This window comes from Nocardia spongicola, assembly GCF_047200775.1.
In the GTDB taxonomy this organism is placed as follows: Bacteria; Actinomycetota; Actinomycetes; order Mycobacteriales; family Mycobacteriaceae; genus Nocardia.
Genome location: NZ_JBJZOO010000016.1, coordinates 36,590 through 51,018 on the forward strand (window position 1 = coordinate 36,590; position 14,429 = coordinate 51,018).

10 protein-coding genes are annotated in these 14,429 nt (G+C 64.9%); 5 read left to right on the forward strand and 5 right to left on the reverse strand.

Features of this window, described 5'->3' with window-relative positions:
• Positions 1 to 263: 263 nt before the first annotated feature.
• From ACL02S_RS20760 to ACL02S_RS20770, 3 genes are read left to right on the forward strand one after another with little or no spacing between them, the layout of a single operon-like run.
• A complete protein-coding gene (locus tag ACL02S_RS20760; RefSeq protein WP_412804134.1) occupies positions 264 to 587 on the forward strand; it encodes a hypothetical protein in 324 nt (107 codons plus the stop codon).
• A complete protein-coding gene (locus tag ACL02S_RS20765; RefSeq protein WP_412804135.1) occupies positions 577 to 3,090 on the forward strand; it encodes a WXG100 family type VII secretion target in 2,514 nt (837 codons plus the stop codon). The genes ACL02S_RS20760 and ACL02S_RS20765 overlap by 11 nt, the downstream gene beginning before the upstream one ends.
• Entirely contained in the window at positions 3,087 to 3,878 is a 792-nt protein-coding gene (locus ACL02S_RS20770; RefSeq protein WP_412804136.1) for a hypothetical protein, read from the forward strand. Before ACL02S_RS20765 ends, ACL02S_RS20770 begins: the two co-directional genes overlap by 4 nt.
• A gap of 19 nt (positions 3,879 to 3,897) precedes the next feature.
• On the opposite strand, the gene mmsB is transcribed toward ACL02S_RS20770, so the two are convergent.
• The 5 genes from mmsB to ACL02S_RS20795 form a co-directional block, all read right to left on the reverse strand.
• Positions 3,898 to 4,797 (reverse strand): 3-hydroxyisobutyrate dehydrogenase, encoded by a 900-nt coding sequence (mmsB, locus tag ACL02S_RS20775; protein ID WP_412804137.1) that lies wholly within the window; start codon positions 4,795 to 4,797, stop codon positions 3,898 to 3,900.
• On the reverse strand, positions 4,797 to 5,861 hold the full coding sequence (locus ACL02S_RS20780) for an enoyl-CoA hydratase/isomerase family protein (protein WP_412804138.1): 1,065 nt from the start codon (positions 5,859 to 5,861) through the stop codon (positions 4,797 to 4,799). Before ACL02S_RS20780 ends, mmsB begins: the two co-directional genes overlap by 1 nt.
• Before the next feature lie 162 nt (positions 5,862 to 6,023).
• Positions 6,024 to 7,163, reverse strand: coding sequence for an acyl-CoA dehydrogenase family protein (locus ACL02S_RS20785; protein ID WP_412804139.1), 1,140 nt, complete (start codon positions 7,161 to 7,163; stop codon positions 6,024 to 6,026).
• A gap of 3 nt (positions 7,164 to 7,166) precedes the next feature.
• Entirely contained in the window at positions 7,167 to 8,666 is a 1,500-nt protein-coding gene (locus tag ACL02S_RS20790) for a CoA-acylating methylmalonate-semialdehyde dehydrogenase (protein ID WP_412804140.1), read from the reverse strand.
• Between the two features lie 157 nt (positions 8,667 to 8,823).
• Complete coding sequence (locus ACL02S_RS20795) at positions 8,824 to 9,777, reverse strand: hypothetical protein (RefSeq protein WP_412804141.1); 954 nt, start codon at positions 9,775 to 9,777, stop codon at positions 8,824 to 8,826.
• A gap of 258 nt (positions 9,778 to 10,035) precedes the next feature.
• On the opposite strand from ACL02S_RS20795, the gene icmF reads away from it, so the two are divergent.
• Together icmF and ACL02S_RS20805 are read left to right on the forward strand one after the other, a co-directional pair.
• Positions 10,036 to 13,254, forward strand: a complete 3,219-nt coding sequence (gene icmF / locus ACL02S_RS20800) for a fused isobutyryl-CoA mutase/GTPase IcmF (protein WP_412804142.1) — start codon at positions 10,036 to 10,038, stop codon at positions 13,252 to 13,254.
• 96 nt (positions 13,255 to 13,350) lie between these two features.
• Positions 13,351 to 14,421, forward strand: a complete 1,071-nt coding sequence (locus ACL02S_RS20805; RefSeq protein WP_412804143.1) for an amidohydrolase family protein — start codon at positions 13,351 to 13,353, stop codon at positions 14,419 to 14,421.
• The last annotated feature ends 8 nt before the right edge of the window (positions 14,422 to 14,429 follow it).

Here is a 14,429-nt window from a genome sequence, read left to right on the forward strand (position 1 = left end):
CACCCACCGATCTCGACGCTATCCCTGCGCACCGACAATTCGCGGAGCTCACCCTAGTGGATGAGCGTAGTGATTTGGTGGTACCAGAAGCGCTGTTCGACCACCATTTGACTACCGTCGACAATTCACGACAGGTAGCAGACACTCGCTGAGCTCACCTCAGTGTGACGATCGAACTCCTGTGTCCCCTCAGTCAGCAGTGGTCGCGGGAACCGGCTATGGTCGTCGTCCGGATCCGTAATGCCGAACCTCGAGGGGGGATCGTGGCACTGCTTCAAGCCGATATCGACCGGCTGACCACCCTGTGCAACACATTGGAAGATGTCGCCGGGCAGGTCGATGACATCGACGTGCGTACCGCGGCCAAGGATATCGCGGCCGCGCTGCCGGGAACACCGCTCGGTGCGGCGTGCGAGCTGGCCACCGAGTACACCGAGGGTGCGTGGCTGCGAGTCTCCCAGCGGATCGGCCAGGTGTCGGCCGCTGTCCGGCAGACAGCCGCCGACTTGTCCGCGACAGACGAGGGTTTCGCCGCTCGCCTCGACAACTTCGACTTCCACGGCCGAGGGGGCCCGGGTGAGCGATGAATGGCACCTGACCCGAACCAACGTCACTGCTTGGAAAACAGAGCAATTGGTCGCCCTTGCCGACACCATCACCAAGGGCAATGGCACGTTCGACTACCAGATCAGTCGGATGACCCAGCAATTCGCCGATATCGGTCCCGCATGGACCGGTCGCGCACACAATGCCGCCTACGACCGTGTCACCGAGGATCGGCGGCAGGCGATGAAGGTGAAGTACGAGACCGACGATCTCACAACGGTACTGACACAGGCCGCTGACCGGCTGTTCTGGGAGCGCGACAACCTGTTGTGGAAGGTCGCTGACGTAGAGGCCCCACTCTCGCTCGGCATCTCTTTGCCTGCCACCGTCGAGGACAACTGGCAAATCAGCCTCCGGTGGACCGGAAACGAGACCCAAGAACAGCGCAACGACGCCGAGGAGAAAGCCAAGGGGCACCAGGACCTGATCAATGCGGCGTGGAACGAGCTGCGCAACGCCGCGCACGAGGTCGATCGGCTCATCCGTGCGGCCGCCCAGCAGATCCGTGATGCGGGCAGCCACTTCGGCGACGGAGTGGACGCACCCGCGATCCCCGGCACCGCTGATACGCAGAAGGAGCCGACCGCTGGAGACGGCATCGAGGACGGCAAAGCCATCGCCGACGGCACCGCCACCGATGCTGAGATTCAGCGAATCACCGATCACCTCGCCCAAGCCGGCCTGACACCCGAACAGCTGGAGGCCATGGGCCGCGGCGAGGAAATAACCGTCCCGCAATCCACTCTCAGCTATCTGCGTTCCTTCTACGAGAACGCTGGCAAGGACGGTCTGCTCACGCTCTCCACTTCGCTGCAAGCCAACGGCTCTCCCGAAGCATTGGGCCTGCAAAGAAGTATCGCGGCCGGGATGATGACCGTCTCGAACGAGCAGATAGTGTCGAAGAACGCGATGGGCGAGATCCAAGGACGCGGCAGCTGGGACTATGTCCCCGAGGAAATCAAAGAGCTCGTCAGCACGCGCCCCTACAGCGGAATCGGCGGCGGGGATACCAATAGTCTCGGCTTGCCCGAAGGTTACGACGGGCCCGGTGCGACGATCGCCTACAACAAAGACATGTCGGCCTTCGCCTCCCTGCTCAACAGCGCCGATCAGGGGTATCAGCCCGGCGATAAGTTCTCTGTAGAACTGTCACGACAGGCCGCGTACCAAGCGTGGCTGGCCGATGATCCCGGCTCCGGTGTCGGCTACGTAGCAGGCGGTATGCCTGATCAGCTCGGTGACGAAGCTATTCAGAACCTCCTCGGAGCAGGCACTCGCAACCATGACGCGAACTACGCGCTGATCACCGGCAACGGCTCACCCGAACTACTCGGCGAGGGATACCACCGCGACCAGCTCATGGTCCCACTCATCCAACACGACTGGGACGATGACGGTGCGGCACTCGGGGACATGTTCAACTGGATCGACGACAATGCTCATGTCGCTCCCGGTCAGACCCCATCGATCGCGAATATCCATGCGGGCGAGGCCGCGTTCGGGGTTTCCCAGCTGCTGTCCACCGACCGATCCGGATTCGACGGCGACCCACTCTATGCCAACTGGCTCGATATGCCCGGCCATGAGAAACAGTCACTCGGGCAGGTCAATCCGGAACTGGTGAAAGCTATGGCCGAAGGGCTTTCACCGTATACCGGCAAGCTGGTCGATATGCCCGACTACATCTCGGGCACAAAAGGTTTCGGTGACCTCGGCGGTCCCGCCGAAGCGGTCCGCGTCATGACTATCCTCAGCGGAGACCCCACCGCGTCCGCCATCATCAATGGCGCCGCCCTGAACGAATCACAACGCCTCGACCAACAGTTCGCCGCGCAAGAGATATTCGGTGAAGGCAACCCTCGTAGCATCTATTACGGCAACCGTCTGCACTGGCTCGTCGGCGAGGCCTTGGACACGGAATTCGACGACCGCCATGACGACGCCCAAACCACCGCCGACGACCGGAAGGCCCGCTTCAACACCGCTTACACCGCGGCACAGATCATGGTGGGTGGTTTCGGCCCGACCCAGGCCGGAGTGGCCGCGGTCGCCGAATTGGCGCGCAACCCGATCGTCGATGCCATCGGATTCGACCCGGAAACCGTGAGTCCATACGCGCCGATGACGTTCGACGGCGGCACCTACGATCATGCGCAGTTCGGCACCGAAGAATACCGCAAGTACGTCATGCTCCAGCAGCTGACCAATCAGGGAATCATCAATTTCGATTCTCTTCCAATGGAATTCAAGAACGAAGACGGGACCAGGTTCAAACCCTACTTCGAACTCGAGGCCAACGATGACTACAACTCCCAGCTGGATCTCGACAACGCTCTCAATGACATCGATGACCGGCTCGTCGGTGCGGGCGTCGACAGGGAAAGGCTCGAGGCCTACCTCGAGAGGTACGACTCCGAAACAGTCCGCCTGAACCAGGTCATGGACTCCCCAGGGACCATTGAGAACAGTTGGCCGCACATATGACACGACACCGGATCTCGCAGCTCGCCGCGATGACGCTCGCCGTACTGATGGTGGCAGGTTGCGGCCACACGACCTCATCCACACCCGCCCCCACCACCATTGTGGCGCCCCCGCCCGCGTACTACATTCCGCCCGATCAGGTCCGCAACGCCTCTGCGGTCTGGTCGGCCGATCCACCCATCGACCTGCTCTCCCTGGAAGCCGCGCTGGTCCGCGCCGCATTGGAATCCGACCTCATCGGCAGAGCCGCCGGAATAGACAAGACCTATCCCGGCTTCGAAGAAGCGCTCGACCGAAGCCAACGCTTCCGCTACAACCGCGACAGCAGCCGTGGGGCGAGTAGCGGAACAATGCGTGGACACATCCAAACCATCACCCCCACACCCACCGGGTTCACCGCGTTCTTCTGCATCCAATTCAACAACCTCGCGAGACTGGTGGACAACGGCGAATACGTGCGCTCGCACGCACTCGCCATCGGAACACTCATCGAATTCATCCGCTACCCCGCCCTCGACCCCTCCGCAACGGCTACCACGACACCGAAGACCAACACACCGGACACCTCGTCCAACGGCACCTGGCAAGCACCCACCTACGACGTCTTCACCGGATGGCGAGTGGACTACCCCTCCACCGGCATGCTCGAAGAAAACAACGCCCGCTGCGCACCGTGGTCCCTCACGATCGACCCGACCGCAACCGACCGGCGCGGCGAGACCATCCGCAGCAAAGAGCCACCGCCCACCCAACCCGCATTCCCCGGCTGGTCCACTCGACCCCGATGACACCGACGGAACTTGACTTTCAGCTATCCGAGCCGGAATTCTGGCTCCGATCCCTGATATCGGTGACGATGGCCGAGAAATCCCGTCCGGCGTCGGTCTGGTTGAACCGGGTATAGATCTCGGCGGCGAGCTGCCCGAGCCTGCCGTCGATATCGTTCTCCCGCAATGCGTTCGCGGCCAGACCGAGGTCCTTGGCCATCAGAGCGGTGGCGAAGCCCGGCTGATAGTCGTTGTTGGCCGGGCTGGTCGGCACCGGGCCGGGAACCGGGCAATAACTGGTCAGCGCCCAGCTCTGGCCGGATGCGGTGGAGACCACGTCGAAGAACGACTGATGGCTCAATCCCAGTTTCTCGCCGAGCACCAGGGCCTCCGACAGCGCGATCATCGAGACGCCGAGCAGCATGTTGTTGCAGATCTTCGCCGCCTGGCCCACACCGGAGCCGCCGCAATGCACGACCTTGCCGCCCATCACCTCCAGTACCGGGAGCGCAGCGGCGAAATCTTCCGCATCGCCGCCGACCATGAAGGTCAGCGTGCCCGCTGCCGCACCGGCCACGCCGCCGGAGACCGGGGCGTCCAGTGCGCGGTGTCCGGCGGCGGTGGCGCGTTCGGCGGCGGTCTTGGCATCGGCCACATCGATGGTGGAGCAGTCGATGAACAGCGTGCCCGGCGCGGCGACCGGGAGCAGCTCGGCGTAGACGTCGAGGACGAGTTTGCCGTTGGGCAGCATGGTGATCACGAGATCGGCGGCAGCGGCCTCGGTGGCCGAGGCGACGACTGTCGCGCCGTCCCGCTCGGCCTGCTCTCTTGCCGCTGGCACCGGGTCGAAGGCGAGTACGTCGTACCCGGCTCGCACCAGGTTGGCTGCCATCGGCGCGCCCATGTGGCCGAGGCCGAGGAAACCGATTTTCGTGCTCATCACGCCACCTCCGGGGTCGCCAGACCCAGTTCTCGATCGCCCAATCCGGCGAAGTACGCGTCCACCTGCGCGTCGGTGACCTCCGTGAGCGTCGGGGGTGACCAGCGCGGGGTGCGGTCTTTATCGATGACCTGTGCCCGGATACCTTCGACCAGATCGGGTGAGGACAGCGCGGCGATCGAGACGCGATACTCCTCGTTCAGCACTGCCTCCAAGCTCGGTGCGGTTCGTGCCGCACGCAGGGAACGCAGTGTGACCTTCAGCGCGACCGGGGATTTCGCCAAGATCTCGGCAGCCGCCGCGTGCGCCTCCGGTGCTTCATGCGCTTGCAGGCGCGCCACGATCTCTTCGACGGAGTCGGCGCTGTAACAGGCGTCGATCCATTCCTGACCGGCGAGCAGCGTGGATTCCGGCGCGTCTGTAGCGAATTTGGCGATCGCGATATCGGCGCTCTCGGTGCGCAGGGTCTCCAGTAGGGCGGGCAGGTGTTCGGTGGGGACGAAATAGTCGGCGAAGCCTGCCGCGATGGCATCACCCGGGCTCATGCGTGCGGTGGTGAGCGCGATATGGGTGCCGATCTCGCCTGGGGTCCGGGCCAGCAGATAGGTACCGCCGACATCAGGGACGAAACCGATGCCGACCTCGGGCATGCCGATCTTGGATCGTTCGGTGACGATGCGATGGCTGCCGTGCCCGGAAAGGCCGACACCACCGCCCATCACGATGCCGTCCATCACCACCACATACGGCTTGGAGTAGCGGCCGATCAGCGCGTTGAGGATGTATTCGTCCCGCCAGAATCGGCCGGTCGCCGAATCGGCCGTGTTGGCACCGCTTTTCGCATCGGCGTGGATGGCGACGATATCGCCGCCCGCACACAGGCCGCGCTCACCCGCGCCGGTGACGACCACGGTGCGCACCTGGTCGTCCTGAGCCCAGGCGCGCAGGGCGGCCGTGATGGCGAGAGCCATCGGATGGTTCAGCGCGTTGATGGCCTTGGGCCGATTCAATGTGATCAGGCCGAGCCCATCACGCTGTTCGATCAGGACTTCCGGTTCGCCCATGTTCTGTTCCCTCATAGTGCTGTTGACTTTCCGGCACGAGCGGAGCCCTCCATGGCCACGCTCCGCTGCCGCCTCCGGGCCTGACCGCTCATGCCGGTGACTTTCCGGCACGAGCGGAGCCCTCCATGGCCACACTCCGCTGCCGCCTCCGGGCCCGACCGCTCATGCCGCGCCGACCACCGAACGGGCGACGACCATCCGCATGATTTCGTTGGTGCCCTCGAGGATCTGGTGCACCCGCAGATCGCGGACGATCTTCTCCAGGCCGTATTCGGCCAGATAACCGTAGCCGCCGTGCAGTTGGAGCGCTTTGTTGGCGACCTCGAAGCCCGCGTCGGTGGCGAAGCGTTTCGCCATGGCGCACAGTTCCACCTTGTCCGGGGCATCGGCGTCCAACGCCGCGGCGGCCCGCCACAGCAGGGTGCGGGCGGCTTCCAGTTCGGTACGCATATCGGCGAGATCGAATTGCAGCGCCTGGTTCTTCAGCAGCGGCTTGCCGAATGCGTGCCGTTCGGCAAGGTAGGGGACTGTTTTGTCCAGTGCGGCCTGCGCGCCGCCGACCGAGCACGCGGCGATATTGAGCCTGCCGCCGTTGAGCCCGTTCATGGCGATGCGGAAACCGTCGCCCTCCGCGCCGAGCCGGTTGGCCGCGGGCACTCTGGCGTCGGTGAAGATCACCTGGCGGGTCGGCTGGGCGTTCCAGCCCATCTTCTTCTCATTGGCGCCGAAGGAGATACCAGGGGTATCGGCGGGCACGATGAATGCCGAGATCCCCCGTGCTCCCGCCTCTCCGGTGCGCGCCATGACAACGTAGACATCGGTAGCGCCCGCACCGGAGATGAACTGTTTGACGCCGTTGAAGAGGTAGTCGTCGCCATCGCGGACGGCTTTGGTGCTCAGCGCCGCCGCATCCGAGCCGACACCCGGTTCGGTGAGCGCGTAGCTGGCCAGCAGTTCCATCCCGGCCAACCGGGGCAGCCAGTGGTGGCGCTGGCGCTCGTCGCCGTACTGGTCGATCATCCACGCCGCCATATTGTGGATGGAGATATAGGCGGATATGGCCGGGCAACCGGTGGCCAGCTGCTCGAAGATGCGTACGGCGTCCAGCCTGCGCAGTCCGGAGCCGCCCACGTCCTCGCGCACGTAGATGCCGCCGAGACCGAGCGGGCCCGCCTTATGCAGTACATCCACGGGGAAATGCTTCTGCTCGTCCCATTCCAGCGCGTTCGGGGCCAGGAATTCGTCGGCGAAGCCGCGCGCAGTGTCGCGGATCGCCCGTTCGTCGTCGTCGAGTGCGAACATCGGTCAGTCCATCGTCGGGATGACGAAGGCGTTGCTTTCTTTCAGACCGGCAGGCCAGCGCTGGGTCACCGTCTTGGTCTTGGTGTAGAAGCGGATGGAATCCGGCCCGTGCTGGTTCAGATCGCCGAACCCGGAGCGCTTCCAGCCACCGAAGGTGTAGTACGCGATCGGCACCGGGATCGGCACATTGATCCCGACCATGCCGACCTGCACACGCGCGGCGAAATCGCGCGCGGTATCGCCGTCGCGGGTGAAGATCGCGACACCGTTGCCGTACTCGTGCTCATCGGCCAGGCGCAGCCCTTCTTCGTAGTCCTCGGCGCGGACCACACTGAGCACCGGCCCGAAGATCTCCTCACGGTAGATCCGCATATCCGGGGTGACCTTGTCGAACAGGGTGGCGCCGACGAAATAGCCTTCCTCGGCGCCTGCCACGACAAGGCCACGCCCGTCCACCACCAGCTCGGCCCCCTCATCGATGCCGAGCTGGACGTACTTACTCACCCGGTCCACCCCGTCCTGGCCGACCAGCGGGCCGTAATCGGCGCCGGGGTCGTCGGAACGGCCGACATTCAGCTTGCGCACCCGCTCGGTCAGCTTGGCGACCAGCCGGTCGGCGGTTTCCGCTCCGACCGGAACGGCTACCGAGATGGCCATGCAGCGCTCCCCAGCCGATCCGTAGCCCGCGCCGACCAGCTGGTCGGCGACATCGTCCAGATCGGCATCCGGCATCACGATCGCGTGGTTCTTCGCGCCGCCGAAGCACTGGGCGCGTTTACCGTTCGCGGTCGCGGTCTCGTAGATGTACTGCGCGATCGGAGTGGAACCGACGAAGCCGACGGCCTTGATCCGCGGATCGTGTAGCAGCGTGTCGACGGCTTCCTTATCCCCGTTGACCACGTTGAACACCCCGGCGGGCAGCCCGGCCTCCAGGAACAGCTCGGCGAGGCGAAGCGGCACCGAGGGGTCGCGCTCGGAAGGTTTGAGCACGAACGCGTTACCGGTGGCCAGCGCGGGACCGGCTTTCCACAGCGGGATCATGGCCGGGAAGTTGAACGGGGTGATGCCCGCGACGACGCCGAGCGGCTGGCGCATGGAGTAGACGTCGATACCGGTGCCGGCGCCCTCGGTGTATTCGCCCTTGAGCAGGTGCGGGATACCGGTGGCGAATTCGATGACCTCCAGGCCGCGCTGAATATCGCCTTTGGCATCGGCGATGGTCTTACCGTGCTCGGACGACAGCAGGGCGGCGAGCGAATCCATCTCGTCCTGCACCAGGGTCAGGAACTTCATCAGCACCCGCGCCCGCTTCTGCGGGTTGAACGCGGCCCACTCCGGCTGCGCGGCCGCCGCGTCGGCGATGGCCGCTTCAACCTCGGTTTTATTCGCCAGCGGCACCTTGGCCTGCACTTGGCCGAGGTTGGGGTCGAAGACATCACCGAAGTTGCCCGAGGTGCCAGGCACATGGTGTCCGCCGATGAAATGGGTGAGTTCGCGAACCATGTCAGTCCTGTTCTTGTCGCCGATCCGAACACCGCGATTCCGGTATGCGGTCATCCTATAGTTGGACATCCAATCAACAAGATGATGTGACCTATCCCACTCCAGCCGCCGCGACAGCAGACCAATGGCCCGATGTCGCGGCACACCAGCGAGGCGGCTAGCCGGTTCGGGTGAGATGGATCGCGGCAATGAACAGGAGGGTTGCGCCGAGCGCCACGACCACACCTGCCACGCCGAGCGTGTCATCAGTCCATTCGGACACCGCTTGACCGGCCGCAAGCGCGATCGCAACAGCGCCGCCGATGACGAGCACTGCCCACCGCTGCGTCGCATACAAACCGAAACACGCGGCTGCCACTACGGCGGTAAGCAGATAGGCCCCGGCCGATCCATTGATGCCGATGCTCTGGGCACCGGCGATCGAGGTGACTATCGCGATCAGATACCCGGCCCACGTCTCGATCAGAACGCCGAACCATGCCAGCGCGAACCACAACCCGCCGAGTAGCAGCGCGGCCACGCTTCCCCACACATCGCCCAGTCCGAAGACTTCGACCAACAGGCCTATCGATGCGGCGGGCACAAAGCAGGCACAAGCGAGCAGACCCAGTAACGAGGGCAGCGCGAGATAACCGAGCACCGCCACAACCGCACCGGCGAGACAGGCGAAAACCCAAGCGTTACCAGCACTCCCGTTATCGATCGCAGTGCCGGTCGCCCCGGCCGCCGCGACCGATGCCAGCGCGAACAGCACCGTAGCGAGCCGCGTGCGGGCACTGCGCGAAACTCCGGGACCGGAGAACAAAAGGGGGATACCGCCTGCGAGTATCACTCCGCCGTACAACAGACCGGCCGCAACGGCCACCAGTATGCCCACCTGAACCAACGCGCCGAGCCGTCCCCACGACGACGCCATGACCATGACGATCCCACCGAACAGCAAACCAGCGCCGAGATAGGCGGCGATCTCCGCGAGTACCTTTCCGCGTGGCGACTCCGCCGCACGATCGGCCGCCAGCGCCGTGACTACCGCGTCGGCTTGAGATCCGGACAGCACCCCCTCCGCGACCAACCGCGCCACGACGGCCCCCGCCCTGTTGTCGCTCACCATCCGCCCAGTATGCCCGCGCCGGTGGGCCGGGCACGGCAGATCAGCCCCGGCACGACAACCGAAATCCGATGCGTCGGCACGCGCAGACCTCGATGAACTACTCCGCCGACAACAGTGGCCCGGATCGAGCCAGGGAGGCCTGCGGTCGCGACGAATGGCGATTCAGCCGACGACATAGCTAGTGATGTGATCGCGATCACTGTACGATTGGTTTGACGTCCTAGTGTCGGGCGCCAATGGACTCGCCGGAGGGATCCCGTGGCCGACAGCAGCGCGCTCTACTCGCCCACCCACCCCGTTCGTTTCGTCACCGCCGCAGCCCTGTTCGACGGGCACGACGCGGCGATCAACATCATGCGCCGCATCCTGCAAAGCCAAGGCGCGGAGGTGATCCACCTCGGTCACAATCGCGCGGTGAGCGAGGTGGTCGACGCGGTACTCACCGAGGACGCTCAGGGCGTCGCGGTCAGCTCGTATCAAGGCGGGCATATCGAGTACTTCGAATATCTGGCCGCGGCACTGAAAGAGGCCGGGGCCGAACATGTGCGGATCTTCGGCGGTGGCGGTGGCGTGATCGTCGCCGAAGAGATCACCCGGCTGGCCGAATCCGGCGTGACCATCTTCTCGCCCGAGGATGGTCAACGACTCGGCCTGCCCGGCATGATCAATCAGTTGATCCGGGCCTGCGATATCGACTTGGCGGCCGCACCGCCCGCGCCCGCGGCGGTGCTCGCGGGCGAGCGCGGCGCCCTGGCCCGCGCCATCACCTGCCTACAAGCCGGTTCGTTACCCGAGGCCGACCGACAGCAGCTGGCCGCCGCGGCGGCCGCGCGCACTGTGCCGGTACTCGGTATCACGGGCACCGGCGGCTCCGGAAAATCCTCGCTCACCGACGAATTGGTGCGCAGACTACGCACCGACCAACAGGACAAGGTGCGGGTGGCGATCCTCGCGATCGACCCGACCCGCCGCCGCGGCGGTGGCGCACTGCTCGGCGACCGTATCCGGATGAACGCACTCGACGACGAGCACACCTTCTTCCGTTCACTGGCCACCCGTGGCGGCCGGGAACTGCCCGACAACATCGATACGATCCTTACCGCCTGTAAAGCCGCGGGATATGACCTGATCATCCTGGAGACGCCGGGCATAGGCCAAGGCGATGCGGCGGTAATCGAACACGTCGACCTGGCGATGTATGTGATGACACCCGATTACGGCGCGGCCTCCCAGCTGGAGAAGATCGACATGCTGGATTTCGCGGATGTGGTGGCGATCAACAAGTTCGAACGCCGCGGCGCCGCGGACGCGCTGCGCGATGTAGCCAGGCAGCTGATCCGCAACCGGGAGGAATTCCATGCCGCGCCGGAGGATATGCCGGTCTTCGGCACCAGCGCGGCAACCTTCAACGACGATGGGGTGACCGCGCTCTACCAGCACCTGATCGATGTGCTCGGCGCCGACGGCCTTCGCTTGGAGCCCGGTGTACTGCCCAGGGTGGATACCCGCACGTCCACACGTTTCGCGCAGCTCATCCCGCCGGCACGGGTGCGCTATCTGGCCGAGATCGCCGAGACCGTACGCGGCTATCACGCCGAGACCGCTACCCAGATCCGCGCCGCGCAACGCCTGCAACGACTCGAACTGGTAGCTGCCGAACTGCCCGCCGATGCCGCTGTCGCCGAGCTGGCCGCGCGAGCTCGTGCCGAACTCACGCCCGCGAATGCCGCGCTGCTTGCCGAATGGCCCGCGCTCGCCGAGTCCTATCGTGGCGCCGAGCAGGTGGTGCGGGTCCGCGACCGTGAACTCCATACCGTGCTGCGCCGGGAAACCCTATCGGGCAGCATGATTCCACGTGTGGCTCTGCCCCGTTATACCGATCACGGCGAACTGCTGCGCTTCCTGCGTGCTGAACACCTGCCCGGCCGCTTCCCGTTCACGGCGGGGGTGTTCGCGTTCAAACGCGATACCGAGGACCCCGCGCGGATGTTCGCGGGTGAGGGCGACCCGTTCCGGACCAACCGCCGGTTCCGGGTGCTCAGTGCGCATGCCGAGGCGAAAAGGCTTTCTACCGCCTTCGATTCGGTAACGCTCTACGGACACGATCCGGCCGAGCGCCCGGACATCTACGGCAAAGTCGGCACCTCCGGGGTATCGATCGCTTCGCTCGACGATATGAAAGCCCTCTACGACGGCTTCGAGCTGACCGCACCGACCACCTCGGTGTCGATGACCATCAACGGGCCCGCACCGACCATCCTGGCGTACTTCCTCAATACCGCTATCGATCAGGCGCTGGACCGCTTCACGACCACACAGGGCAGGCCACCGAACGGCGACGAAGCGGCCGAGATCCGTGCGCGCGCCATGGCCACGGTGCGCGGCACCGTACAGGCGGATATCCTCAAGGAGGACCAGGGCCAGAACACCTGCATCTTCTCCACCGAGTTCAGCCTGCGCATGATGGCCGATATCCAGGAGTGGTTCGTGCGCAACGGCGTCCGCAATTTCTACTCGGTGTCGATTTCCGGCTATCACATCGCAGAGGCGGGCGCGAACCCGATCAGCCAGCTGGCCTTCACCTTGGCCAATGGGTTCACCTATGTGGAGGCGTACCTCGCGCGCGGCATGCACATCGACGATTTCGCGCCGAATCTGTCGTTCTTCTTCTCCAATGGCATGGACCCGGAGTATTCCGTGATCGGCCGGGTAGCCCGGCGTATCTGGGCGATCGCCCTGCGCGACCGCTACGGCGCCGACGAACGGTCACAGAAGCTGAAGTACCACATCCAGACCTCCGGCCGGTCGCTGCACGCGCAGGAGATGAACTTCAACGATATTCGCACCACCTTGCAGGCGCTGATCGCGATCTACGACAACTGCAACAGCCTGCACACCAACGCCTACGACGAAGCGGTGACCACCCCCACCGAGGAATCGGTGCGCCGCGCACTGGCCATCCAGCTCATCATCAATCGGGAGTGGGGGGTGGCCATGAACGAGAATCCACTGCAGGGCAGCTTCCTGGTCGAGGAACTCACCGATCTGGTCGAAGAGGCCGTACTGGCCGAATTCGATCGGATCAGCGCACGCGGCGGCGTACTCGGCGCGATGGAGACCGGTTATCAACGAGGCAAGATCCAAGACGAATCGATACGGTACGAACAACGCAAACACGACGGTTCTCTGCCGATCATCGGCGTGAACACCTTCCGCGCCGACCACAACGAGCCGGATCGGGTCATGGAACTGGCCCGTGGCACCGAAGCGGAGAAGCAGTCCCAGCTGCGCCGGGTCCGCGAATTCCAACAGCGGCATCGCGATGCCGCGCATACCGCGCTGGCCCGCCTCGAAGCGGTCGCGCGCACCGATGACAACATCTTCGAGGTGCTGATGGACGCCGCTCGGGTGTGCACGTTGCAGCAGATCACCGATACCTTCTGCACCGTCGGCGGGCAGTACCGGCGCACTATGTGAGACGGCACGGCGAGCGGCACCCCGATTTCCCACTCATCCGTGCCGGACATGTGAGAATCTGCCTGGTAGGCCATCGACTCCAATGGGACGGCAACCATGGACCTCTCGGGTATCCAGATCGTCGACGCGCATATCCACCAGTGGAATCCGTTCACCAACCCACGGGAATACGGCACCCTGGCGAAGGTGTTCCGGATGCTCCCGATACCGGTAGGCATGACCAGGTATCTCGCGCCGCGACGGGAACGGCGGTTCGCCGGAGATCCGTTCATTTTCCTGCGGCCCTATCTGCCTGCCGATTACCGGGCCGATGCCGGGAACACGCCGATCGACGTGGTCACCCATGTCGAGGCCGCATGGGCACAACCAGGACCGCTCGGCAAAGCAGGCGAGACCACATGGCTAGCGGGGTTGCCGCTGCGGGAGGCTCCCCGGCTCGGGGCGATCGTCGCGGGCGGTGACCCGGCGGCACCGGGGTTCGCCGAGTTGCTGGACGCACATGCCACCGCGTCACCGCTGCTGCGCGGCATCCGGACCATGACCGCCGTACATCCCGATCCCGAGGTGCGGCCGTTCCTCGACACAGCGGGCGGTCTCACCTCGACGGCGTTCCTGAACGGCTTCGCACAGCTGGCCGAGCGGGGCCTGTCCTTCGACGCCTGGGTGTACTCGCACACCATTCCCGAGGTCACCGCGCTGGCCGAACGCTACCCCGAAGTGCCGATCGTGCTGGATCACCTCGGTACTCCCGCAGGTGTTCTCGGCCCGTTCGGCAAACACACCGGGACGCATCCCGGGATGCGCAGGCAGCTGCTGACGCGATGGCGCGACGATCTCACCGCGCTGGCCGCGCAACCAAATGTGGTCGCGAAGGTCAGCGGGCTGATGATGCCGGTGCTCGGCCACCCGGTCCCACCCCCCGGCAAATCGACCCCGGTACAGGACCTGGTCGACCGGATCGGCCCGCTGGTCGAACACGCCCTCGACGTCTTCGGCGCCGACCGGCTGATCTGGGGCTCCAACTTCCCGGTGGACAAGCCGGTCACCACGATCGCAGGCAGCGTCGAGGCGATCGCGACCGTGATCACCGGCCACGGCGGCGGTCACAAGGAACTCGAGCAGGTCTTCCGGACCACCGCGCAGCGCGTGTACCGGATCGCGGACTGAACAGGCAC